Source organism: Uliginosibacterium sediminicola (assembly GCF_039631295.1).
GTDB lineage: Bacteria > Pseudomonadota > Gammaproteobacteria > Burkholderiales > Rhodocyclaceae > Viridibacterium > Viridibacterium sediminicola.
The window spans coordinates 727077-750078 of sequence record NZ_JBDIVE010000001.1; the positions used below are offsets into that span (position 1 = coordinate 727077).

The 23002-nt window shown below is 63.1% G+C and carries 21 protein-coding genes; 8 read left to right on the plus strand and 13 right to left on the minus strand.

Features of this window, described 5'->3' with window-relative positions:
* Nucleotides 1-53: 53 nt before the first annotated feature.
* Nucleotides 54-2786: a DNA polymerase I gene (gene polA, locus ABDB84_RS03475; RefSeq protein WP_345918290.1), complete on the minus strand. Its 2733-nt coding sequence runs from the start codon at nt 2784-2786 to the stop codon at nt 54-56.
* A gap of 120 nt (nt 2787-2906) precedes the next feature.
* On the opposite strand from polA, the gene ABDB84_RS03480 reads away from it, so the two are divergent.
* Both ABDB84_RS03480 and ABDB84_RS03485 read left to right on the plus strand, forming a co-directional pair.
* Nucleotides 2907-3635: an LOG family protein gene (locus ABDB84_RS03480; RefSeq protein WP_345918291.1), complete on the plus strand. Its 729-nt coding sequence runs from the start codon at nt 2907-2909 to the stop codon at nt 3633-3635.
* Between the two features lie 212 nt (nt 3636-3847).
* On the plus strand, nt 3848-4117 hold the full coding sequence (locus ABDB84_RS03485) for a hypothetical protein (protein ID WP_345918292.1): 270 nt from the start codon (nt 3848-3850) through the stop codon (nt 4115-4117).
* A gap of 3 nt (nt 4118-4120) precedes the next feature.
* Here ABDB84_RS03485 and queE read toward each other — a convergent pair whose 3' ends face one another.
* The 3 genes from queE to pal form a co-directional block, all read right to left on the minus strand.
* Entirely contained in the window at nt 4121-4789 is a 669-nt protein-coding gene (gene queE, locus ABDB84_RS03490; RefSeq protein WP_345918293.1) for a 7-carboxy-7-deazaguanine synthase QueE, read from the minus strand.
* Complete coding sequence (ybgF, locus tag ABDB84_RS03495; protein ID WP_345918294.1) at nt 4789-5568, minus strand: tol-pal system protein YbgF; 780 nt, start codon at nt 5566-5568, stop codon at nt 4789-4791. The genes queE and ybgF overlap by 1 nt, the downstream gene beginning before the upstream one ends.
* 128 nt (nt 5569-5696) lie before the next feature.
* Nucleotides 5697-6104 (minus strand): peptidoglycan-associated lipoprotein Pal, encoded by a 408-nt coding sequence (gene pal / locus ABDB84_RS03500; protein ID WP_345918295.1) that lies wholly within the window; start codon nt 6102-6104, stop codon nt 5697-5699.
* Between the two features lie 10 nt (nt 6105-6114).
* Here pal and ABDB84_RS03505 point away from each other — a divergent pair, with 10 nt between their 5' ends.
* On the plus strand, nt 6115-6291 hold the full coding sequence (locus tag ABDB84_RS03505; RefSeq protein WP_345918296.1) for a hypothetical protein: 177 nt from the start codon (nt 6115-6117) through the stop codon (nt 6289-6291).
* 18 nt (nt 6292-6309) lie between these two features.
* On the opposite strand, the gene tolB is transcribed toward ABDB84_RS03505, so the two are convergent.
* From tolB to ybgC, 5 genes are read right to left on the minus strand one after another with little or no spacing between them, the layout of a single operon-like run.
* Complete coding sequence (gene tolB, locus ABDB84_RS03510) at nt 6310-7581, minus strand: Tol-Pal system beta propeller repeat protein TolB (RefSeq protein ID WP_345918297.1); 1272 nt, start codon at nt 7579-7581, stop codon at nt 6310-6312.
* Nucleotides 7582-7635: 54 nt separating this feature from the next.
* Nucleotides 7636-8478, minus strand: a complete 843-nt coding sequence (locus tag ABDB84_RS03515) for a TonB C-terminal domain-containing protein (protein ID WP_345918298.1) — start codon at nt 8476-8478, stop codon at nt 7636-7638.
* A 5-nt stretch (nt 8479-8483) separates the two neighbouring features.
* Nucleotides 8484-8900 (minus strand): ExbD/TolR family protein, encoded by a 417-nt coding sequence (locus ABDB84_RS03520; RefSeq protein WP_345918299.1) that lies wholly within the window; start codon nt 8898-8900, stop codon nt 8484-8486.
* Between the two features lie 41 nt (nt 8901-8941).
* On the minus strand, nt 8942-9619 hold the full coding sequence (tolQ, locus tag ABDB84_RS03525) for a protein TolQ (RefSeq protein ID WP_345918300.1): 678 nt from the start codon (nt 9617-9619) through the stop codon (nt 8942-8944).
* A complete protein-coding gene (gene ybgC, locus ABDB84_RS03530; RefSeq protein ID WP_345918301.1) occupies nt 9616-10041 on the minus strand; it encodes a tol-pal system-associated acyl-CoA thioesterase in 426 nt (141 codons plus the stop codon). Before ybgC ends, tolQ begins: the two co-directional genes overlap by 4 nt.
* A gap of 155 nt (nt 10042-10196) precedes the next feature.
* Here ybgC and dksA point away from each other — a divergent pair, with 155 nt between their 5' ends.
* Nucleotides 10197-10604, plus strand: coding sequence for an RNA polymerase-binding protein DksA (gene dksA, locus ABDB84_RS03535; RefSeq protein WP_345918302.1), 408 nt, complete (start codon nt 10197-10199; stop codon nt 10602-10604).
* A 97-nt stretch (nt 10605-10701) separates the two neighbouring features.
* Complete coding sequence (locus tag ABDB84_RS03540) at nt 10702-11862, plus strand: STAS domain-containing protein (RefSeq protein ID WP_345918303.1); 1161 nt, start codon at nt 10702-10704, stop codon at nt 11860-11862.
* Here the strand turns inward: ABDB84_RS03540 and ABDB84_RS03545 are convergent, their stop codons facing one another.
* Both ABDB84_RS03545 and ABDB84_RS03550 read right to left on the minus strand, forming a co-directional pair.
* Nucleotides 11863-13077, minus strand: coding sequence for an Eco57I restriction-modification methylase domain-containing protein (locus ABDB84_RS03545; RefSeq protein ID WP_345918304.1), 1215 nt, complete (start codon nt 13075-13077; stop codon nt 11863-11865).
* Nucleotides 13070-13297: an RNA-binding S4 domain-containing protein gene (locus ABDB84_RS03550; RefSeq protein WP_345918305.1), complete on the minus strand. Its 228-nt coding sequence runs from the start codon at nt 13295-13297 to the stop codon at nt 13070-13072. The genes ABDB84_RS03545 and ABDB84_RS03550 overlap by 8 nt, the downstream gene beginning before the upstream one ends.
* Nucleotides 13298-13396: 99 nt before the next feature.
* Between ABDB84_RS03550 and ABDB84_RS03555 the strand changes: the two genes are divergently transcribed.
* Complete coding sequence (locus ABDB84_RS03555) at nt 13397-15181, plus strand: monovalent cation:proton antiporter-2 (CPA2) family protein (RefSeq protein WP_345918306.1); 1785 nt, start codon at nt 13397-13399, stop codon at nt 15179-15181.
* Here ABDB84_RS03555 and ABDB84_RS03560 read toward each other — a convergent pair.
* On the minus strand, nt 15174-15824 hold the full coding sequence (locus ABDB84_RS03560) for an HAD family hydrolase (protein WP_345918307.1): 651 nt from the start codon (nt 15822-15824) through the stop codon (nt 15174-15176). The two genes, ABDB84_RS03555 and ABDB84_RS03560, sit on opposite strands and share 8 nt — an antisense overlap.
* Nucleotides 15825-15944: 120 nt before the next feature.
* Here ABDB84_RS03560 and ABDB84_RS03565 point away from each other — a divergent pair, with 120 nt between their 5' ends.
* Nucleotides 15945-18182 (plus strand): FdhF/YdeP family oxidoreductase, encoded by a 2238-nt coding sequence (locus ABDB84_RS03565; protein ID WP_345918308.1) that lies wholly within the window; start codon nt 15945-15947, stop codon nt 18180-18182.
* 137 nt (nt 18183-18319) lie between these two features.
* Complete coding sequence (locus ABDB84_RS03570) at nt 18320-20707, plus strand: bifunctional diguanylate cyclase/phosphodiesterase (RefSeq protein WP_345918309.1); 2388 nt, start codon at nt 18320-18322, stop codon at nt 20705-20707.
* Between the two features lie 112 nt (nt 20708-20819).
* Here the strand turns inward: ABDB84_RS03570 and ABDB84_RS03575 are convergent, their stop codons facing one another.
* Entirely contained in the window at nt 20820-22553 is a 1734-nt protein-coding gene (locus tag ABDB84_RS03575; RefSeq protein ID WP_345918310.1) for a pectate lyase family protein, read from the minus strand.
* Between the last annotated feature and the right edge of the window lie 449 nt (nt 22554-23002).

Consider the following 23002-nt stretch of genomic DNA (forward strand, 5'->3'; position numbering starts at 1 on the left):
CAAGCGCGATTCGTGCTGTGCACGCACACAGCACGAAAATCATGCATATTGCATCAATGTGCTTCATCCCAGTTGGCACCGGAACCTGCCTCGACGAGCAAAGGCACCTTGAGCTGGGCGACGCCACCCATGATCAAGGGCAGCTCGGTCTTGATGCGTTCGAGTTCTTCATCCGGCACTTCGAGCACCAGTTCGTCATGTACTTGTAACAATAGACGGCTGTGCAGATTTTCATCACGCAGCCAGTCATGGGCCGCGCGCATGGCAAGCTTGACGATGTCGGCCGCCGTGCCCTGCATCGGCGCATTGATCGCCGCGCGCTCGGCGCCCTGACGGCGACCGACATTGCTGGACTTGATCTCCGGCAGGTGCAGGCGGCGCCCGAAAACGGTCTCGACGTAGCCGTTGTGGCGGGCCAGTGCGCGCGTCTCTTCCATGTAGCGAGCAACGCCCGGATAGCGTGCGAAGTAGCGGTCGATATAGAGCTGGGCAGCGCTGCGCTCGACGTCGATCTGCTTGGCCAGGCCAAATGCGCTCATACCGTAGATCAGACCGAAATTGATGGCTTTGGCATAACGGCGCTGATCGGAAGTAACTTCCGGCACCGCCACGCCGAACACTTCGGCGGCCGTCGCACGGTGCACATCCTCGCCACGCGCGAAGGCGCCCAGCAAGCCTTCGTCGCCCGACAGGTGCGCCATGATGCGCAGCTCGATCTGCGAGTAGTCGGCCGAGACGATATGCCATCCACGTGGCGCGATGAAGGCGGCGCGGATGCGGCGACCTTCCTCGGTGCGCACCGGAATGTTCTGCAGATTCGGATCGGTACTGGCCAGGCGGCCGGTGATCGCGCCGGTCTGCGAGAAGCTGGTGTGCACACGGCCGGTCTGCGGATTGACCATGCGCGGCAGCTTGTCGGTATAGGTGTTCTTCAGCTTGGCGAAGCTGCGATGTTCGAGGATCAGCTTGGGCAGCGGATAGTCGAGCGCCAGCTGGGCGAGCACTTCTTCGTCGGTCGAGGGCGCGCCGGTCGGTGTCTTCTTGAGCACCGGCAGCTTGTCGCGCTCGAACAGCAGCTCCTGAATCTGCTTGGGGCTACCCATGTTGAAAGGCTGGCCGGCAACTTCGTAAGCCTGGCGTTCGATGTCCATCATCTTGCGACCAAGCTCATCGCTCTGCTGGGCGAGCAGGAAGCTGTCGATCAGCACGCCATTGCGTTCCATGCGCCACAGCACTTCGAGCACCGGCATCTCGATGTCGCGATAGACGCGTTGCAAACCGGCTTCCGTCTGCAGCTGCGGGTTCAGGATGTTGTGCACGCGAAGCGTGACATCGGCATCTTCGGCGGCGTACTCGGCGGCACGCGTGATCTCCACCTCGCCGAAGCCGATCTGCTTGGCGCCCTTGCCGGTCAGCTCGGTATAGGCGAGCACCTTGAGGCCGAGGTGGCGATTGCACAAGGATTCCAGATCATGGCTCTTGTCGCTCTCCCAGGCTGCAGATTCGAGCAAGGTGTCGTCCTGCACGCCACGCAGGGTGATGCCGTGGTTGGCGAGCACGTGCATGTCATATTTCAGATTCTGCCCGACCTTGGCGTGCTGCGCCGACTCTAGCCAAGGCTTGAGCTTGGCCAGCACTTCATCCAGTGGCAGCTGGTCCGGCGCGCCGGCGTAGCGATGCGCCACCGGCAGATAAGCCGCTTCGCCCGGCTGCACCGAGAAAGACAGGCCAACCAGCTGCGCCTGCATGCTGTCCAGACTATCGGTTTCCGTATCAAAGGCGGTCAGCGGCGCCGCCGTGATCTTCGCCAGCCAGCGCTCGAAGCTGGGCCAGTCGAGCAGGCATTCATAAGTCTTGCGCTGCGCATCGTTGTCGAACAGCGCTGCTTGCGGTGCAGGTGCCGCGCTTGCCGCAGCGGGACGCGCTGCAGTGAGATCGCCACCGCCTTCGAGTTCGCGCAGCCAGCCACGGAATTCATAGCGGCGGAATTGCTCCAGCAGCACCTCTCGATCCGTCTCGCGCCAGGTCAGGGTTTCCAGCGGCTCGGCCAGCGCCACATCGGTGGCAATCGTCACCAGACGACGGCCCAGCGGCAGGAAGTCCAGGGCCTTGCGCAGGTTCTCACCGACCACGCCCTTGACGTTCGCCGCGTTGGCCACCACTGCATCGAGCGAACCGTATTCATTGATCCACTTCACCGCCGTTTTCGGGCCGCACTTCTCGACGCCCGGCACGTTGTCGACCGTGTCGCCCATCAGGGTCAGGTAGTCGATGATGCGATTCGGCGGCACGCCGAACTTGGCCAGCACGCCCGCCTCGTCCAGAACCTCGTTGCTCATGGTGTTGATCAGACGCACCTTGTCGTTGACCAGCTGGGCCATGTCCTTGTCGCCAGTGGAGATGATCACCTCGTAACCCTGCTCGGCAGCGATGCGCGCCAGGGTGCCGATGACGTCATCAGCCTCGACACCTTCCTGCATGATCAGCGGCCAGCCCATGGCTTTGACGCAGCTGTGGATAGGCGCGATCTGCGCGGCCAGATCTTCCGGCATCGGCGGACGGTGCGCCTTGTATTGCGGGTACCAGTCATCGCGGAAAGTCTTGCCCTTGGCGTCGAACACACAGGCCGCGTGGCTTGCCTTGTAGGTCTCACGCAGCGGGCGTAGCATGTTCAATACGCCACGCAGGGCGCCGGTGGGCTCACCTGCGGCATTGCGCAGATCCGGCAGCGCATGAAAGGCGCGATAGAGATAAGATGAGCCGTCGACGAGCAGTAGAGTTGGCATGGCAGATCAATGAAAGCTGGGCTGGTGTTGCGTTGATATTGCTTTGGAATAAACGGCAAAGTAAGCAGCGGAATAACGACTCGGCCACCCATCACGACAGGCTATCGAACAGGCAAGAACATGAGTACAAAAGACAAGCTCCCGCCCTTCACCGCGCCTTCGATCAGCGCCGAAACGCGCGTCGCGCGCGAATCCTGGCGGATCCTCGGCATTATGTCAGAGTTCGTCGAAGCGACTGAACGCCTGCAGGCCATCAAGCCCGCGGTGAGCATCTTCGGTTCGGCGCGCACGCCGGTCGATCATCCCTACTACGCCCTCACCGAACGCATTGCGCGGCTGTTGTCCGACTCCGGATTTTCGGTGATCTCAGGCGGCGGCCCCGGCATCATGGAGGCCGCCAACAAGGGCGCTTTCGCCGGCAAATCGCCCTCCGTCGGCCTCAACATCCAGCTGCCGCATGAGCAAAGTGGCAATCCCTACCAGGACATCTCGCAGACCTTCCGCCACTTCTTCCCGCGCAAGGTGATGTTCGTGCGCTTCGCGACAGCTTACGTGGTGATGCCCGGCGGCTTTGGCACGCTGGACGAAACCTTCGAAGCGCTGACGCTGATCCAGACCAAGAAGGGCCGCCAGATTCCCATCATCTTCGTCGGCCGTCACTTCTGGTCGGGCCTCATCGAGTGGTTCAAGACTACGCTGGTGAGCGAGAAGATGATCTCGCCGAAAGACCTCGACCTCATGCAGATCATCGACGAGCCTGAAGAAATCGTCGCTGCGATCTTCAAGCACTACGAGCGTCGTGGCTTCGAGCCTTTGCCTGAAGAGCACGAGGCGATGCTCAACCTCTGAAGGCCAGGACAGCGACCCTTGTGTCATGCAAGCAGGCGGCAGCGAACTTAACTGTTTTTTACTTACGCTGCTAAATGCTTGCAAAACAAGGCCGATTCTTTGCAAACACAAGGTTTTCAGCGCCGCTGCATCGCCTTGCAGCCCGGCTTACCCTTGTCGCTCATCACCGCCAGGCATACAAAGGAAGCTCACGCAAGCCATCGAGGCCCAAGATGAGTTTTCTTTCGAGTATTGCCAGCGGCGCCGTACAAGCCTCGCTGCTGAGCTCGCTGGAACCGAAGAACAGAACCGCCGCGAGCACGTACAGTGCAACGAGCGGCACGCACTCGTCTGTCACGACGGCCATCTCGGATGTGGGCAAAGCCTTGTCGGCGGCCGAAACGGCCCTGGTATCAGTCGGTAGCGCAGTAGTCGATGTCGTCAGCGCGCCGGTCACGGCGGGCGTACTGCTTTATAACGCGGCTGGCCGCTTGCTGCGCTAGGCCTCAGCGCCCCTGCACATTGCCCCAGATGACCTTGTGCAGCTGCACCTGCATGCGCACCGGCAGCTTGTCGCGCAGCAGCCATTCGGCCAGATCCGCCGGCGACAAAGTGCTGGCCACCGGCGACATCAGCACCGGACACAATTCGTGCAGGTAGCGCTTGTTCATCTGCTCGCGCGCCCACAGATAATCAGCCTCGTCGGCGAGCACGAACTTGAGTTCGTCATGCGGATTGAGGTGGGCCAGATTGGCCCATAGATTGCGCGCTTCCTCGCCCGAACCCGGCGCCTTCAGATCCATGATCTTGGACACGCGCGGGTCAACCGGCGCCACATCCAGCGCACCACTGGTCTCCAGCGAGACCTTGTAGCCGGCATCGCAGAGCGCCGTGAGCAGGCTCAGGCAAGCCGGCTGCGCCAGCGGCTCGCCACCGGTCACGCAGACCCAGGGCGTGCCGTGGGTGGCCACTTCATCGATGATCTCGGCAATGCTGCGGAAATTGCCACCGCTGAACGCGTACTCGGTATCGCACCAGGTACAGCGCAGCGGGCAGCCGGTGAGGCGGACAAAGACGGTCGGCAAGCCGACACGGCTCGACTCGCCTTGCACCGAGAAGAAGATTTCACTGATGCGCAGACGCTCGCCGCGTTGCGCTGAGACGCTCGCCGACATTACTTCTTGGCGAGGCGTTGCTTGGCGGTTTTGGCCGCTTCGCTCTTGGGATACTTGCTGAGCAGCACTTCCAGCGTCTTGCGTGCGGTCTTGGCGTCACCCAGTTCCTGCTGGCAGGTCGCCAGGCCCAGCATGGCGTCAGGCGCCAGGGCGTCGTCCGGCCAGCCATTGAGCAGCTTGCCGTAAAACTCGGCCGCAGAATCGAAGTCGCGCGCCTGTGCGGTAGCGACGGCAGCCCAGTAATGTGCGCCGGGCAGGAAGCTGCTCTTCGGCCAGGTCTTGATGAACTGGCGGAAGGCAAAGGCTGCATCGACATGCTTGCCAGCGCGCAGGGCATTGATCGCCGCTTCGTAGTCCTTGGACTCCTGCGCCGGATCAACAGCCGGCTCGGGCGGTTTGGCCGCAGCAGCCGCCGCATTGGCCGCCAGCTTCTGGCTCAGCTCGGTAATCGTGGTTTCCAGTTTGCGCAGGCGCGCATCCAGGTCCAGGTAAAAATCTTTCTGCCGTTTCTGGGATTGGTCCAGATCGTTGGCGGTCACTTCCTGCTGACCGCGCAGGCGCGCGATCTCGCTGCGCAAGGACTCAATCTGGTTGGCCAGCTGCAGCTGGGCGCGGGCAGATTCTTCCAGCTTGAGAAGGCGGTCTTCCGTTTCGATGCGGACCTGCTCGATGCGCTTGCGCGCCTCTTCGTCATCAAACAGACCGGCGCGAGCGGGCAAGGCTGCCAGCAGCAGGCAAACTCCGAGCACTCGCAATGACAAACGGCTTGTTGCGTACATCAAAACTCCATCTTCACGCATGTCCAGTCAGCGCATCAGCACTGCGCTGGCGCGCCAGCCACAGCGTGTGCTGCAGCGGGCGTTCCTGCAAAGCCCGCGCCAGGCGCGGGCCGCTCACAGGCTAGCGATCAGTATTCGCCCTTGTAGAGCAGATCGCCACGACGGTTTTGCGCCCAAGCGGCTTCGTCATGACCGGTTGCCTTCGGCTTTTCCTTGCCGAGGCTCACCGATTCGATCTGCTCGTCCTTGACACCCAGCAGGCTCAGCGACTTCTTGATCGCGTCAGCACGCTTCTGGCCCAGTGCGAGGTTGTACTCGCTCGAACCACGTTCGTCGGCGTTACCCTGGATCAGCAGCTTGGCCGTCGGGTTCGCCTTGAGGAACTTGGAGTGCTGCTCGAGGATCGGGAAGTAGTCGAGCTTGACTTCGAAAGAGTCGTAGTCGAAGAACACTTCACGCTTGGAGAGCAGGCTGGCGGGGTTCTTCAGCTGGCTCCAGTCGTAAGGATTGACCTTCGGCGGCGTAACGGGTTTCACAGCCGCTGCCGTGGATGCGGCCGACGACGAGGACGACGCTGCAGCAACGGGCTGCGTCACCGGCGCAGGCGACTGGGTCGGCGTGCTGCTGCAAGCGGCCACGAGAAGGGCCAACAAAATACTGATAGGCAATGCGGTTTTCATGCTTACTCCCTTGATCAAGGTTATTTTGGCTACTAAAGGCTGAAAATTACTGCAACCACGCTCAACCCGAAATCGGCCCCCACGCCGGCTCACGGATGTCTCCCGAACCTTGCAGGGGTTTGTAACGAATCTTTCCGTCAATCGACACGGCAGACAATACACCACGCCCACCTACTTCAGTGGCATAGATGATCAAGCGGCCATTCGGCGCAAAACTCGGCGATTCGTCACGTGATGTATCGCTCAGCGCCAGGGTTTGCTGGCTGGCCAGATCCTGCACGTAGAGCTGGAAGCGCCCAGCATTGCGCGAGATGTACGCCAAGGTCTTGCCATCCGGCGAAATTCGGGGTGAAACATTGTACCCCCCCTGGAAGGTGATGCGCTGTGCATCACCACCATCGAGCGATACGCGGTAAATCTGCGGGCCGCCGCTGCGGTCCGAAGTGAAGTAGAGCGAACGGCCATCCGGCGAGAAGCAGGGCTCGGTATCAATCGCCGCGTTCTGCATCAGGCGGCGCACGCCGCTGCCATCGGCATTGATGAGGTAGATCTGCGAGCCGGCATCCTTGGTCAGCACCACGGCCAGACGTTTGCCGTCGGGCGACCAGGCCGGCGCGGAGTTGGAGCCCTTGAAATTGGCAACCACCTGACGCTGTCCGGTGGCAATCGTCTGCACGTAGATGATCGGCTTCTTCTGCGCGAACGACACATAAGCCAGGCGCTTGCCATCGGGCGACCAAGCCGGCGAGATGATCGGCTCGTCATCGGTGAACGCCGCCACCGGATTGGCGCCATCGTACTCGGCGATCTGCAGCATGTAGTTGCGGCCAGACTTCTGCACGTAGGCAATCTGCGTCGAGAACACGCCCGGCACGCCGATCAGCTGTTCGAAAACACGGTCGGCGATCCAGTGTGCTGCACCGCGCCACAGCTCGGCGCGGAAGTTGAGCATGGCGCTCTTCTGCTCGGCTTGCTTGACGACGTCATAGAGGCGAAACACCGCTTCGGCCGAACCATCGGGCAGTCGCCGCACGCCACCGGCCAACAGCTCGTCGGCCCCGCGACTGCGCCACAGGCCCCAGTCGGGCGCGGACAGATCGGCCAGCGGCTGGCTGCCGGTCTCGACGAAACGGAACAGGCCGGTACGTTCAAGGTCGGCTCGCACGACGTCGCTGAGCGGCTTGGGCATGGCGCCTTCGCCAGCGAAACCGGCGATCGCGATCGGGATGCGATTGGCGCCCAGACCGGAGACTTCAACCGTCAGTTCGGCGCGGGCAAGGGCTGGCGCCAGGGCAAGCGCCGGACCGGCTTGCAGGAAATGTCGTCGTTGCATGGGCTCGATTATAGGTGCAGATGATTGCCGTTTGATGCGCTTGATCAGCTTTGCTCAGCCTAGCGGACTAAAAATGAATCTCAAATTGCGTTCGAAAGCATCTGGATTGGGCGGCGGCGGCAAGGGGCTGGACTTGTAGAGCGCCCGCTCGATGGCCTTGTCCAGCTGCACATTGCCGGTGCTTTTGACAAATCGCACACTGCCCTCTCTGATGCTGCGATCCGGCAAGAGTTCCAGATAAATTTCAGCTTTCGGCTTGCCCGTCACGTCAGGCGGGATCGCCGAGGACAGATTGGCCTTGACCACCGCGCTGATGATATCCACCCACTGTGCCTGCGCACTCTTGATGCCTTCAACGCGCTGCTCGGCCACCACCTGGCTCTTGGCGCTGGCCTGTGCAGCACCGATACGCCGCGTGCGGTCGACGTCGATATTGAGCATTTCACGCTCGCGTTCGCTCAGGCCGCTGGCGATGCCGGGCATCGGCCGCTGATCGGGGCGCGTCTTGTTGTCGCTGCGCGTCGATGAAGACGATGAATGACGCGCCGCACTGCTGGCCGCCGAGGACGAAGCCTGGTGCTTCGACGAGGAGCTGTGTGACTTTTGTTTGGCGAGCACGATATCGGGCTTGACCACTGGCGGTTCCGGTTTTTCGACCGGACGCGGCTGCACCACCGGCTGCGGCGGAGGCGGCGGGGGCGGCAAAACTTCCTGCGGCGGCGGCTGGGTCGCCGTCACCAGCTCGACCTCGACCGGCTCAGGCGCGCGCCGCTGCCATTGCACGCCATAAAACAGCGCGCCGGCAAGCAGGGCGTGCACAAGAATGGCCAACACCAGGGCGCCCCACTTGCCGGGTTCTTCCCGCCTCTGGATCGGCACTTGTTCAGTACTGTGCATACGACTCAGTTGTCCGCCTGACGAACCAGCAAGCCAACCTTGCGGATATTGCCGCGCTGCAGGAGATCCATCACCTGCATCACTTCGTCATAACGGATGTTCTTGTTGGCCGCGATCACCACGCCCTGCTCGGGGTTTTGCGCTTGCGCGTCCTTGAGGCGCTGCACCAGCTCGTCGCGGGGCACCGGCTTGTCGCTGCCGCCATCGGCGGCGTTGCGGTCGCGCAGGGTGATGCTGCTGGCGCTGCGGATATTGATCTCCAGCGGCGGCACCGCCGCCTGGTTGGCGCGTGCCACGCTGGGCAGATCCACGGTGGCCGTCGGCAACATTGGCGCGGCGACCATGAAGATGATCAGCAGCACGAGCATCACGTCGATGTAAGGCACGACGTTGATCTGGTTCATGAGGCGGCGCTGACGCATGGGCATTACCTGTCAGAAAAGGGTCGGAGAAGCGCGGACGATCAGCGGATCTGGCGTTGCAGGATATTGGAGAACTCTTCCATGAAGCTCTCGAAGCGGATCGCCAGGCGGTCCAGATCATGCACGTAACGGTTGTAGGCGATCACCGCCGGAATCGCCGCGAAGAGGCCGATCGCCGTCGCCACCAGCGCCTCGGCAATGCCCGGCGCGACGTGGGCCAAGGTGGCCGTGCCGACATTCGAGAGGCCGCGGAAGGCGTTCATGATGCCCCACACCGTACCGAACAAGCCGACGTAGGGGCTGACCGAACCGACCGTGGCCAGGAAGGCCAGATGCGCTTCCAGATCATCGATCTCGCGCTGGTGCGTGGCGCGCATGGCACGCCTTGCGCCATTGATGATGTCGGCCGCTTCCAGCGAGCTCTGGCCGCGCAGCTTGGCAAACTCGCGGAAGCCCGACTCGAAGATGCGCGCCAGCGGACCACTGGCTTCGCGATTGGCGCTGGCATTGCGGTACAGGGTGGACAGATCACCGCCTGCCCAGAATTCGTGTTCAAAACTGCTCGTTGCCGTACGTGCGGCGCGGATCGCGAAGCCTTTGCGGAAAATCCAGTACCAGGAGGAACAGGACACGGCGACTAACAAGGCAAGCACGCACTTGACCACCAGACTGGCCTGGATGACCAGGCTCAGGATGGACAGATCTTCGGTAAGGTTCATGCAATGGTTTCCAGAAGGGCTCTTACATTCTCAGGCAGGCGCACGGCACGGCGTGCAGCCCAATCCACACAGGCGATTGTCACATTCGAGACAAACATGCGCTCATCGCCACGCCAGACACTCTGCTCGAAGACGATGCGTGCCTGGCCAAGCTGCGCCACGCAGCTACGGACCTCCAGCGCATCGTCGAGTTCCGCACCGCGCAAATAATCGGCCGTCAGCTTGCTCACAACGAAGACCAGACCCTGCTCGGCACGCAAATTGCGTTGATCGAGGCCGAGCGCGCGCAACCATTCGGTCCGCGCCCGCTCGCAATATTTAAGGTAGTTGGCGTGGTACACGACACCTGCGGCGTCCGTGTCCTCATAGTAAACCCTAAGGGGCCAACGGAAGACGTGGTCGGGTATATGGGCGCTTTGCATGAAAGTATTGTACCCTCGCAGCCCTTGCTCCCGTTCCTGTGCGCAATGATTGCACCGCGAGCACAACCGATCAGGTTGTTCCGGTACTGTCAAACGCTTTAGGACTGGTGCAGAATGCCGCAATTTGTGTTCGACCTAGATATAGGGGGATATCCATGGCGCTGACCGAAGCCAAGCTGCTGGCGATGCCCGAGTCGGAGTACATGAACGACAAGCAGCTCGAGTTCTTCAAAGAACGCTTGATCGCCATGCGCAACGAGTTGCAGCTCAAAGTGGACGAGACAGTGGAACACATGCGCGAACAGGAAACTGTCGCCGATCCCGCTGACCGTGCCACCGTTGAAGAAGAGCATGCACTCGAACTGCGTACGCGCGACCGCGAGCGCAAGCTGCTCAAGAAAATCGATCAGGCACTCGAGCGCATCGCGCGTGAAGACTACGGCTATTGCGAAGAAACCGGGGAACCGATCGGCCTGGCACGCCTGCTGGCGCGTCCGACCGCAACGCTGTCCGTTGAAGCGCAAACCCGCCGTGAGCGCATGCAGAAAATGTACGCCGACTGAGCCTGACGAGGCTCCATTCGGCACCGAATCATCATCAGAGGGCACGACTGCTGGCCAGTACGTGCCCCGTAATCGTTGCTCAGCGCACTGACCAGCCATGGCGATGTCTCTTTTTGGCAAGAAGCCCAGCGACAAGGGTCCGGCCACCACGACAAGGCCGGGGAAGAGTCGCGAGCGCAGCGAGACAACCACCAGCCTGGATCTGACCCAGCTCGGAGACGGCCGCGCGCTGGCTGCCGCAGCCGGCAAGATCCTGGTCTCGGAAGGTTCGCTGGAAGAACATGCGGCGGTCGAAGAGGCCGCCATCCTCTACGCCAACTCCAACAACGACGGCGCACGCAGCGTGCTCGAAGCGGCCATCGATGGCACCGCCAGCAAGCACAGCTCGCATGAGCTGTGGGCCATGCTGTTCGATCTCTACCGCATCACCGGCCAGCGCGCCGCCTTCGACGCGCGCTCGGAAATCTTCAGCCAGACCTTCGAAGTGTCGCCACCGCGCTGGGACGAATCCGCGCCTCCGCCACCCGCCGCCCCTGCCCGCCCCAATGCACCGGCGGTCAATCTCTCCGGCAATCTGTCGGGCAATGCGCGCACGCAATTCGAGCAGTTGGTGCGCATCGGCCAGAAGATGGGCAAGCTACGCATCGACCTGAGCCGCCTGCGCGGTATCGATGATGCCGGCTGCCTGCTGCTCAACGACACCCTGGCAGCCCTGCGCCGCGCCCGGGTCGAGGTATTCCTGGTCAATGCCCGCCACGCACTGAGCCTGGTTGAGCCCAAACTCAAGATCGGTGAAAAGCAGTCGCAGGCGGCTTGGCTGCTGGCGCTAGCACTGATCCAGCAAAGCGCGGATGCCGAGCACTTCGATGCCGTGGCGCTCGATTACGCGATCACCTTTGAAGAATCGCCGCCGGCCTACGAGGCGCCGCCCGCCGCGCCCGAAGTGGTCGAGCTGCCGCCGGTGGCGGCCGTCAGCGACCAGCCCGAGCGCTTCGCGATGAATGGCGATGTCACCGGCAATCAGCCCGAAGTGCTGCGCCAGCTGGCGGTGTATGCCTCGCAGCGCTCACGCGTGGAGATCGACGCCAGCGGCCTCAAGCGCATCGAATTCGTCAGCGCTGGCGCGCTGTTCAACCAGCTTGCGCAGTTGCAAAACCAGGGCAAGCTGAGCCTGATCTACCGCCCCAACGCCCTGGTCGCCGCGCTGATGCGCGTGATGGGTATCGACCAGGTCGCCACCATCGAGCGCCAGCCCTGATCAGCCGGCCAGCACTTGCTGGCCGAAAGCGGCGGGCAGCAGACAGCTCTCCAGCGCGCGCTGGCTGAACAGGAAGCGACCGTCGCAGACAAAACCCAGCTCATTCCAATCGACCGCGTTCAGCGCACTCACCGCACGCGCGATGTCGATCTGCGGATTGCGCGGAAAAATCGCCAGCACCGAGCCGTCGTAATCCCGGCAGGGATGGGTGAAGAAGGGCTCGGCGCGGCGCGTCTTGCAATTGACGTAGATGCGCGGCGCCTCGGATTTGTGATGCTCGCGCCCCCAGTGCCACCAGTTGCGCTCGTCAAACCGGCGGATACGGCGCGCCAGCAAGGCGTCTTTGTGTTGTTCCAGATGCGGATGCTGCACACCAAACAGCATGCGCCGCGTCTGCCCGTCATCACGCGTGGTCGAGCAGACGAATTCGGCATTGCCCTCAGGATGGGTGAACACGCTATCGAGCCCCGACACCGCACCAACCTTGACCGTGAACAGCGAGGCAAAGGGCAGGCTGTAATCGCCGGCGAGGAACACCAGCTGGCCGTTGTGGCAGTCGAAGCGGCGGCCGTCGTGCATGCGCCGGTCCATGCGGCCGAGTTCGAAGCGGAAGATCGCGCAATTGGGCACCGCACCATCGAAGATGCGCGCATCGCCCAAGTCGATGAAATCAGTGATCGTGCCCTGCTCGAACAGCCACTGGTTGAGCTTGCGCGCCGCCGTGGCCTTGATGAAGTCGCGCGGCACGATGAAGATCAGCTCGCCGCCCGGCGCCAGATGGCGAATGCATTTCTCGATGAAGAACAGGCACAGATTGCTGCGCGCATCGAAGTGACGCATATCGAGCTTGGCGCGCGTGGGCTCGGGGATGTCCTGAAAGCGCACATAGGGCGGATTGCCGATGATGCTGTCAAAGCGCGCCTCTTCGAGCGGGAAGTCGAAGAAGTCCATGACTTGCGCAAAATCCGGCGCCACGCGGGCGTCATACTCGATGGCAACACAGCCGGGCAGCTGGCGCGCAAATGCGCCATCGCCGCAGGAAGGTTCCAGCACGCTGCCCTGATTGCGACGCAAGGCCAGCATCTGCGCCACCACGGCGGGCGGGGTGAACACCTGGCCAAGCTGGACGACATCGAGCAGCGGACGGCTCGCTGCATCCAGCCGCACCGGCGGCGGCACGGGCGCAGCGGCAGAGACAGCGGCCGGGCTAAGCATCCGCCGCGTCACCCACAATGCGAATGGTTTCGTCCAGCACCTCCACCACGCTGCCGGCGCGCAGCTTGCGCGTCTTGCGGGTTTCGAGCGCGCCGTCGACGCGGACCATGCCATCGGCGACCATGGCTTTGGCGGCACCGCCCGAGTGGGCAATCGAGAGCAGCTTGAGCAGCTTGTCCAGCTCGATGTATTCGCTATTGAGGGTGAAGGTGTGGTGCATGGTGTGCGGAATGAGCGGGCGCTGTGGCATTGTGGCGGGCGCGACCGACGCACCGCCTGCGCGGATTATCGCATCTCGCCGTCCTCACGGAGAACACGCATGCTCAGCCAGACCGCAATCTTCCTCGCCGCCGCCGTCCTGATGGTGCCCTTGTCGCGCAAGCTGGGGTTGGGCGCCATTCTCGGCTATCTGGCGGCGGGCGTGCTGATCGGCCCCTGGGGCTTGGGCCTGATCGATGATGTGGAAGCCATCCTGCATTTTTCCGAGTTCGGCGTGGTGCTGTTCCTGTTCCTCATCGGCCTCGAATTGCAGCCCTCGCGCCTGTGGGTGCTGCGGCGGCAGATTTTCGGTCTGGGCGGCGCCCAGGTGCTGCTCTCGGCGCTGGCGCTGGGCGGCGTGGCGAGCTTCCTCGGACTGGGCTGGCGCGCTGCGGCCCTGGTCGGTTTGTCGCTGGCGATGTCCTCGACGGCGCTGGTGCTGCAATCGCTGGCCGAAAAGAACGAACTGAGCGCGCGCCACGGGCGCAGCGCCTTTGCGATCCTGTTGTTTCAGGATCTGGCGGTGATTCCCATCCTCGCCGTGCTGCCCCTGCTCGCCGGGAGCGGCGGCGTCGATCTGGACTGGCGCGATCTGGCCAAGGCCGTCCTCGTCATCGCCGCAGTGGTGCTGGGCGGCCGCCTGCTGTTGCGCCACGTGTTCAGCTGGATCGCCACCCTGGGCAGCCGCGAAACCTTCACTGCGGCGGCCTTGCTGGTGGTCATCGGCACCACCTTGCTGATGGAATTTGCCGGCCTCACCGCCTCGCTCGGCGCCTTCCTGGCCGGCATGCTGCTCGCCGATTCGGACTACCGCCACGAGCTTGAAGCCGACATCGAGCCCTTCAAGGGCCTGCTGCTGGGCCTGTTCTTCATCGCCGTCGGCATGAGCGCCAAGCTGGGCCTGCTGCGCGATCATGCCTTGCCGCTATGCGGCCTGGTCGCCGCGCTGATCGTGCTCAAATTCTTCGTGCTGGCGCTGATCGGCCGCCTCAGCGATTGCTCCTACCGCAGCACGCGCAAGCTGGCGATTGCCCTGGCGCAGGGCGGCGAATTCGCCTTCGTGCTGTTCCAGCTCGGCCGCCAGCATCAGCTTTTGAGCAGCGATCAGGCCGACTGGCTGGTGGTGCTGGTCAGTGTGTCGATGCTCTGCGCGCCGCTGCTGTTCCTGCTCGAATCGCGCCTGCTCTCGCCCTGGCTGGACAAGAACGACGACGCGCGCCCCTTCGACACCATCGAAGAGCACGGCCGCCCGGTGCTGATTGCCGGCTTCGGCCGCGTCGGGCAAATCGTGGCGCGCCTGCTGGCGCTGAAGAAAATCCCCTTCACCGTGCTCGACGCCAGCGCCAGCCAGATCGACTACGTCCGCCAGTTCGGCGCCCAGGCCTATTACGGCGATGCCTCGCGCCACGATGTGCTGGAGGCGGCCGGCATCGCCGAGGCGCGGCTCTTCGTGCTGGCCATCGACGATGTCGAAGCCTCGCTGAAAACCGCTGCACTGGTGCGCCGCCACTACCCGCAACTGCCGATCTACGCCCGCGCCCGCAACCGCTTCCACGCCTACAAGCTACTGGACCTGCAGGTCGAGCTGCTGGTGCGCGAAACCTGGCACAGCAGCCTCGAACTGGCCGGCGAGGTGCTGCGCGCCATGGCGCTGCCCGAGGCCGACATCAAGCAGGCGCTGCAGCGCTTCCGCGAAGCCGACGAAGCCTCATTGCTGCGCCAGCACGCGGTGTATCAGGATGAAGCGGCCCTGGTGCAAAGCGTCAAACAATCGGCCGCCGAGCTGCGCGCGCTGTTTGAGGAAGATGCTGCACAAGCGCGCCGCGAACCCAGCACCTCTAACTGAGCGGCGCCAGCAACTGCACCAGTTCGCTCGCTGCGCTGAACAGATGCTCGGGCGCGAAAGCGCTCAGCTCGGCGCGTGAGCCATAGCCCCACAGCACGCCGGCGGCGCTGAGACCGTTGCGCTGGGCGGCGATCATGTCCACGTCGCGATCGCCGACCATCAGCGAGGCCTCGGTGACGATGCCGCGGGCACGCAGGCGCTCGATCTGCTGCCATTTTTCGAGGTGGATGTCGCCACCATCGACAAATCGGAAGTGCTCGGCGATGCCGAACATGTCGAGAATGCGCTCGGCAAAGTCTGCGCGCTTGGAGGTGCACACCGCCATCGGCACGCCCTGCGCGCTGAGCGCCTGCAGCGCTTCGGCGATGCCCGGATAAAGCTGGTTTTCGGCGTAGCCGACGCTGCCGTAGCGCTCGCGGTATTTGTCGATCAGTGCGGTCAGGTGCGCTTCATCGGTGCTGCCGGTGATGCGCGCGAAGCTGTGGTAAAGCGGCGGGCCGATGCAGATGGCTTGTTGCGCATGGTCCAGCGGCGCGTAAGCAAAATGCTCCAGCGCGTAATTGATGGAACGGCCGATGCCGTCAATCGGGTCACTGAGCGTGCCGTCGAGGTCGAAGAGGATGAAATCGTAAGGGCAAGTCATGATGTGGGAGCGTTTCTGCGATGAGCTGCCAGTGTATCGGCCATGGCAGAATGCAGACACAAATTCTGCAGCGCAGCGGCCAGGCCCGCTGACGCATGCATCACAACAGAGAGCGGCCGCATGCAAGAGAAAGTCATCAAGCGCTATACCAAGGCCGCTGGCGGCCTCGATGCGCTGAAAGCCTCGCTGGCGGCACTCAGTGCCCAGCACATCGTCGCCAAGGGCATGGCCACCCTGCGCAATGCCAATCAACCGGCGGGCTTCGACTGCCCCGGCTGCGCCTGGCCGGACCGCAATCACCAGTCGAGTTTCGAGTTCTGCGAGAACGGCGTCAAAGCCGTGGCGGCAGAGGCCACCGAGTTCCGCGTGACGGCCGATTTCTTTGCGCGGCACACCGTCAGCCAGCTGATGGAAGAGGACGATTACACCCTGGAGTCGCACGGCCGCCTGACTGCGCCGATGCGCTACGAGGCGAGCACCGATCGCTATGAGCCGATTGCCTGGGCCGATGCCTTTGCGCTGATCGCCCGCCATCTGCAAGCGCTGCCCTCGCCCGAGCAGGCGGTGTTCTACACCTCGGGGCGCACCTCCAACGAGGCGGCGTTTCTCTACCAGCTGTTCGTGCGCGAATTCGGCACCAATAATCTGCCGGACTGCTCGAACATGTGCCACGAGCCCTCAGGCATCGGCATGAAGGCGCAGATCGGCGTCGGCAAGGGCACGGTGACGCTGGACGACTTCAACCGCGCCGAGGCGATTTTCATCTTCGGCCAGAACCCTGGCACCAATCATCCGCGCATGCTCGCCGAGCTGCGCGATGCAGCGCGCCGCGGCTGCCGCATCGTGGTCTTCAACCCGCTGCGCGAGCGCGGCCTGGAGCGCTTTGCCGACCCCAAGCATGCCTTCGAACTGCTCGGCGGCGAGACGCAGCTGGCGGCGCGCTATTACCAGCCGCAGATCGGCGGCGATCTGGCGGTGGCCAAGGGCCTGATCAAGGCCGTGCTCGAAGCGGGCGCCGAAGACGTACCCTTCATCGCCGAGCACACCGAGGGTTTTGGCGCGCTGCGCAGCGAGATCCTGGCCGAACCCTGGTCGGCCATCGAAGCCAGCAGCGGCCTCAGCGCGGCGCAGATTCGCGAAGCGGCCGACATCTACATGCACAGCCGCGCGACGATCCTCACCTGGGGCATGGGCATCACCCAGCACCAGCATTCGGTGGCGACCATCCAGATGCTGATCAATCTGCTGCTGGTCGGCGGCAATATCGGCAAACCCGGCGCCGGCGCCTGCCCGGTACGCGGCCACTCGAATGTGCAGGGCGACCGCACGATGGGCATCTACGAGAAGCCCGACGCCACATTCCTCGACCGCCTCGGCGCGGCGTTCGACTTCGCGCCGCCGCGCAAGCACGGCTTTGACGTGATCGCCGCCATCGAGGCCATGCTCGCCGGCGAGGCCAGAGTGTTCTTCGCCATGGGCGGCAATTTCGCCGCCGCCACACCCGACACTGCGCGCAGCTGGGCAGCGCTGCGCCAATGCGCGCTGACCGTGCAGGTCACCACCAAGCTCAACCGCTCACACCTGGTGCACGGCCAGGAAGCGCTGATCCTGCCCTGCCTGGGACGGACCGAAATCGACCGCCAAGCCAGCGGCCCGCAGGGCGTGACGGTGGAAGATTCGATGAGCATGGTGCACATCTCGCAGGGCATCAATGCGCCGGCTTCGCCGCAGCTGATGTCTGAACCGGCCATCGTCGCCCATCTGGCGGCGGCCTGTTTGCCGGCGAGCCGCACGCCCTGGCTGTGGCTGATCGAGGATTACGCCCGCATCCGCGACAAGATTGCCGAGGTCGTCGAGGGCTTTGCCGACTTCAACACGCGACTGCGTGCGCCCGGCGGTTTCTACCTGGGCAACCGCGCGCGCGAGCGGCGCTGGCAAACCGCCAGCGGCCGTGCGCAGTTCGTCTGCCACGCACTGCCCGTGTGGCCGCACGCGGATTTCCGCCTGATGACGGTGCGCAGCCATGACCAGTACAACACCACGGTATATGGGCTGGACGACCGCTACCGGGGCGTGTTCGGTCATCGCCGGGTGTGCTTCATCAACCGTGCCGACCTCGCCCGGCTGGGTTTTCGGGCTGGCGAATGGGTCGATATCACCAGCCTCTGGCAGGACGGCGAGCGCGTGGCGCGGCAATTCCTGCTCGTCGAATACGATATTCCGGTCGGCTGCCTGGCCAGCTATTTCCCCGAGACCAATGGCCTGGTGCCACTGTCGGCCTTTGCCGATGGCGCCCGCACGCCGGCCTCGAAATCGATCCCGGTACGCCTGAGTAGGGGTACGCCCCCAGCGCGCTGACTTCAATTCGCCGGATCTTATGCCGTTTACCTTGTTTTACATGTGCACGATCCGCATAACGTGAAGGCATTGCTGCAAACGCGCACAGCGCAGCCGGCGACTATCCCGGCCTCATCCCTGCGCAGACAGGAGGCGCCATGAGCTTGCGCGCACGCATCCTGCTGCTGGTGCTGGCCGCTTCCTTCCTGCCGGTACTGGCCACGCTATGGCTGCTCATCGATGAGCGCGAAGCCGCTGTTGATCTGGCGCGCGAGCAGCTGGCCACACGCGCTGCGAGCATTGCCCGCGAGCTCGATGACAAGGTCTCGGGCACCAGCCAGCTGCTCTTCGGACTCGGCCGCGTGCCGCTGCTGTCCAGCGGCGACAAGGCGCAGTGCTCGGACTTTCTCGCCAAGGTGCTCGAAGAGCATCCGCAATACACCGGTCTGCTGACCATCCTGCCCGACGGCAGCCTGTTCTGTGACTCGCTGCGCAGCGGCCGCACGCTGGATCTGCGCGACCGCAAATACTTCCAGCGCGCCCTGGTATCGCAAAACACCGTGGTTGAACCGGTGTTCGGCCGCCTGACCGGCAAGGGCGTGCTACAGATTGCCTACCCGGTCCGCGATGGCGCAGGCAAGCTGCTCTATGTGCTGCTCGCCTCCTTCAATCTGGAAGGCTATGGCAAAGGCAAGATGGCCAGCCTGCCTTATCCGGACATGGGCCTGCAGATCTGGGATGACAAGGGCACGGTGATCCAGCGCGAGCCCGGCGGCCTGATCGGCGCCCATGCCAAAGCCTTGTCCAGCTCGGCCGAAGACCAGCGCTTGCTGAGCGCACCGCCCGGCCACACCCTGGCCCTGGGGGACGCAGCGCATACGCGGATCTGGGCCACAGCGGTGCTCGAACATAATCCGGAAGCCGGCCTGCGCCTGGGCCTGAGCGTGCCCGAAGAGAATCTCTACGCGCATATCGATCAACACTTCAAGCGCACCCTGGTCGGCATGTTGAGCCTGTCCCTGCTGTTTTTCCTGTGCGCGGCGGGGCTCGCCGAATTTGCTGTGCGCCGCCAGGCGGCGCGCCTGATGTCGGCCATCTCGCGCCTCGACCAGGGCAGCTTCGATGCGCCGGTCGGGCCGCCTTATCCGCGCGGCGAGCTGGGCGTGGTGATGGCCGCACTGGACCGCTTGGCCAATTCGCTGCACAGCCAGCGCGAAGAAATCTCGCGCACCACGACAGCACTGGAACAGCAGGCCAATTTCGACGCGCTGACCGGCCTGGCCAATCGCAACCTGCTCAGCGACCGCCTGGAGCAGGCGCTGATCTACGCCAAACGCGCGCACCGCATGGCGGCCGTGCTGGTGCTGGATCTGGACCGCTTCAAGACCATCAATGACAGCCTCGGCCACAGCAAGGGCGATGTGCTGTTGCAGGAAACAGCAAGACGACTGGGCGAATGCGTGCGCCCCGGTGACACCGTGGCGCGCCTCGGCGGCGACGAGTTCGTGGTGATTCTCGCCGATATGGCCGACCCGGCCGATGTGATGCCGATCGGGCAGAAGATCCTCTGCTCGCTCTCGCAGGCGCTGGTGGTCGAGGGGCAGTACATCAGCAGCAGCGCCAGCATCGGCGCCAGCGTCTATCCGCATGACGGCGAGAGCGCCGAAGTGCTGCTGCGCAATGCCGATACCGCGATGTACAAGGCCAAGGACCTGGGCGGCAACGGCATCGCGCTGTTCACGCCGGAGATGAACCAACGCGTCAAGGACCGCCTGCAGATCGAAGCCGGGCTGCGCCACGCGCTCAGCCATGGTCAATTGCTGCTGCACTTCCAGCCCATCGTCCATCTGAGCAGCGGCCGCATCTGCGCCGCCGAAGCCCTGGTGCGCTGGCAGCACCCGGAACGCGGCCTCATCCCACCGGCGCAATTCATCACCGTGGCCGAGGAAACCGGCCTCATCGTGCAGATTGGCGAATGGGTGCTCAGCCACGCCTGCCAGCAGGCCCGGCTATGGCAAGACCTCGGTCTGGGCCCGGTGCAGGTGGCGGTCAATCTGTCGGCACGCCAGTTTGCCGCCAGCTCGCTGGGCAGCACGGTCAGCCGGGCGCTGGAGTCAGCAGGCTGTCCGGCCGAACTGCTGCAGCTGGAAATCACCGAAAGCATGGTCATGCAGGACGCCGCCGGCGCGCTGCACACCATGCACGAGCTCAACGCGCTGGGCGTGGCCTTCTCGATCGACGACTTCGGCACCGGCTATTCCTCGCTGAGCTACCTCAAACGCCTGCCGGTGCAGAAACTCAAGATCGACCGCTCCTTCATCGGCGAGCTCGAAAGCGATACCAATGATCACGCCATCGTCGACGCCATCCAGACCCTCGCCCGCAAGCTGGGTCTGAACACCGTTGCCGAGGGTGTAGAGACACCTGCGCAGCTGGAGATGCTGCGCCAGCTCGGCTGCGACGCCTATCAGGGCTACCTGTTCTCGCGACCGCTGGCCGCCGATGCCTTCATCCAGCTGCTGCAGGACCGGCAAGCCGCGCAGTAAGCCAAGCAGCCGCGCCAGCCAAGCAAAAGGCCGCAAGACACACCGCATCAGCGGTCTGTCTTGCGGCCTTGCCATTCCACACAGCGCCCCGCCACAGCGGAGCGCTCAGGCATCAGAGCTTGCCAGCCCCTGCTGCTGCCGGCACGCTGCTTGCCACCACACTAGCATCGTCAGGTGTATAGCTGTAATAGCTCGACGGCGTAGCGCCCGGCGTACCCGAGGTCACACCACTGGCGTACCAGGGTGTGCTGGTCGTCGTGATATTGGCGCTCGACAGATCTTGCACCGACAGGGCGCTGCCATTGAGCAGATTGCCGCTGTAATAGCTGTAGGCACTGCAATAGCTGCTGTCGTAGCCGGTGCCCATGGTCGTCGCGCAGGAGCTGGATTTCGAAGTGCTGGACGAACCACCGTACACCGTCGCTGCCGTCGGGCTGCCATTGTTGAGCTGGATGACATTGTTCTCGACATACAGCTTGGAAGCTTGGCCAGAGTACCAGCCCACCGACCACTGATAATTGACCGAAGCGCTCAGATCACCCTCGAAGTAGTTGTTGTAGATATGCACCATGCCATAACGCACGCGCGGCTGGCGCTGGCGCAGGTTCTTGAAGTAGTTATGGTGCACGCTCACCTTGAGTGCATTCGGGTTTTCGGCCGAGGTGCTGGCCGTATCCGTACCGCCGAACAGCAGCGACTTGTCATGGTCGTGGTAGTAGTTGTACGACAGGGTCACGTAGTTGGCGTTCTTGGTCACGTCCGACAGACCATCGTGATGCTGCACGTGGTAGAGCACGCCGTTGGCTGAACTGGCGTAGTCGGTGCCGGCATAGGTCTCGTTCCACACCGAGGGATAGTTCGCATCCACGTTCGTGCCGTCGGTAAAGGTGTTGTGATCGAGCCAGACGTGGGTGGCGTACATCACCGAAACATTGTCATAAGCCGAATTCCAGCGGCCAGTCGTCGAATCGGTCGGATCCCACTGCGGGAAGTAATCGAAGGAATCCTCAAAGGTGATATTGCGCACCACGATGTTGTCGACCGGAGCACTGCTTGAAGAACCTAGCACGAGATTGCCGTGAATGATCTTCGCCGTTGAACCGACACCGATGATCGAGGTGTTGGACGGGATATTGATGTACACCACCTTCTTCTGCTGTGCGGCATAGCAGGCGCGCGCATTTTCCGGAGTGCCGCTGACTGTCGTATTGCTACCAATCTGCAACGCGGCCGTCCCCCACACGCTGGGCTTGTAGGCCGCGTAGTACGCCGTCCACATCGCCGTCGCGCTGGCATAGCCACCGTATTGCGAGCAGTTGAGGCTGCTGCTGGCATTGCCGTAGGTGAAATAGCCCGACTCGCCCAGCGCGGTCAGCGACTTGTCCATGCTCAGGTCGATGGTGCCCGAGACATAGATGATCTTGCTGCTCGAATCCAGGGTGCCGGAATAGCTACCATCGGTATTGATGGTGGCGGCATTGGCGTAGAGCGCCTGGATGAATTCATTGCGGTTGGTGACCGTATAGGTCTTGGCACTGGTGGCGGCATTGCCACCGGTGGTACCGGTCACACCAAGATTATTGGTGCCGACCGTGGCCCAGCCGGTCGCGCCCAGCGAAGTGATGCTGCTTGCGGACGATGAGGCCGCGCTGGATGTCGAACTGGATGCCGCCGAAGACGAAGTCGACGAAGCCGTGCTGGATGCAGCCGAGCTCGTCGCCGCACTGCTCGAAGCCACAGCCGTCGTCGTACTGTCGCCCCCACCTCCACCCCCGCCGCCACACGCGGCCAAGCCCATACCCAGCGCCATCACCAGGGCGCTGCGAATCATTTCTGTGTTACCCATGCTGTCTGTCTCCACACCCACCAAAGAGCGGCGATTTGCCACGTCAGGCGAGCAGTTTAGGACAGAGACAGGGGGCCGGATTAGCACAAATTGCGAAAACACCGCTCTTTTGCGAAATTTCGCAAAACGAGATGTTACCGATCACAAACGCGCTGCGATTGCTGCCATGCAGCAATCGCCCAGAGACGACTCAGGCCACTCGGTATCGAGCACAAGCTCGCAAGGTCAGGCGTTTAAGCAACCTGTTCACTTCGGTCACAACGAGCCCAATGGCTTACGAACCCAAGCTTGAGCGTTTGCCATCCCGTACTGAAACCGCTTGCTTGAGCGCCTGAAGCCCCACCGAAGCCTTTGCGAAGCTCATTCAGGAGCGCAGGGAGCCCAGCTCTTACAAGTAAATACTCCTGGGGCTCAGCTGGAATTCATGACAAAATCGCGCGCAATGGCGC

Bases quoted from the DNA above. Each gene is read 5' to 3' on its own strand.
- ybgC (WP_345918301.1), bottom strand. From the start codon at position 10,041: ATGCAAAGCGCCCATATACCCGACCACGTCTTCCGTTGGCCCCTTAGG.
- ybgF (WP_345918294.1), bottom strand. From the start codon at position 5,568: ATGTACGCAACAAGCCGTTTGTCATTGCGAGTGCTCGGAGTTTGCCTG.
- dksA (WP_345918302.1), top strand. From the start codon at position 10,197: ATGGCGCTGACCGAAGCCAAGCTGCTGGCGATGCCCGAGTCGGAGTAC.
- tolQ (WP_345918300.1), bottom strand. From the start codon at position 9,619: ATGAACCTTACCGAAGATCTGTCCATCCTGAGCCTGGTCATCCAGGCC.
- ABDB84_RS03575 (WP_345918310.1), bottom strand. From the start codon at position 22,553: ATGGGTAACACAGAAATGATTCGCAGCGCCCTGGTGATGGCGCTGGGT.
- ABDB84_RS03560 (WP_345918307.1), bottom strand. From the start codon at position 15,824: ATGACTTGCCCTTACGATTTCATCCTCTTCGACCTCGACGGCACGCTC.
- ABDB84_RS03545 (WP_345918304.1), bottom strand. From the start codon at position 13,077: ATGCTTAGCCCGGCCGCTGTCTCTGCCGCTGCGCCCGTGCCGCCGCCG.
- queE (WP_345918293.1), bottom strand. From the start codon at position 4,789: ATGTCGGCGAGCGTCTCAGCGCAACGCGGCGAGCGTCTGCGCATCAGT.
- ABDB84_RS03485 (WP_345918292.1), top strand. From the start codon at position 3,848: ATGAGTTTTCTTTCGAGTATTGCCAGCGGCGCCGTACAAGCCTCGCTG.
- ABDB84_RS03550 (WP_345918305.1), bottom strand. From the start codon at position 13,297: ATGCACCACACCTTCACCCTCAATAGCGAATACATCGAGCTGGACAAG.
- ABDB84_RS03555 (WP_345918306.1), top strand. From the start codon at position 13,397: ATGCTCAGCCAGACCGCAATCTTCCTCGCCGCCGCCGTCCTGATGGTG.
- polA (WP_345918290.1), bottom strand. From the start codon at position 2,786: ATGCCAACTCTACTGCTCGTCGACGGCTCATCTTATCTCTATCGCGCC.
- tolB (WP_345918297.1), bottom strand. From the start codon at position 7,581: ATGCAACGACGACATTTCCTGCAAGCCGGTCCGGCGCTTGCCCTGGCG.
- ABDB84_RS03520 (WP_345918299.1), bottom strand. From the start codon at position 8,900: ATGCGTCAGCGCCGCCTCATGAACCAGATCAACGTCGTGCCTTACATC.
- ABDB84_RS03480 (WP_345918291.1), top strand. From the start codon at position 2,907: ATGAGTACAAAAGACAAGCTCCCGCCCTTCACCGCGCCTTCGATCAGC.
- ABDB84_RS03570 (WP_345918309.1), top strand. From the start codon at position 18,320: ATGAGCTTGCGCGCACGCATCCTGCTGCTGGTGCTGGCCGCTTCCTTC.
- ABDB84_RS03565 (WP_345918308.1), top strand. From the start codon at position 15,945: ATGCAAGAGAAAGTCATCAAGCGCTATACCAAGGCCGCTGGCGGCCTC.
- ABDB84_RS03540 (WP_345918303.1), top strand. From the start codon at position 10,702: ATGGCGATGTCTCTTTTTGGCAAGAAGCCCAGCGACAAGGGTCCGGCC.
- ABDB84_RS03515 (WP_345918298.1), bottom strand. From the start codon at position 8,478: ATGCACAGTACTGAACAAGTGCCGATCCAGAGGCGGGAAGAACCCGGC.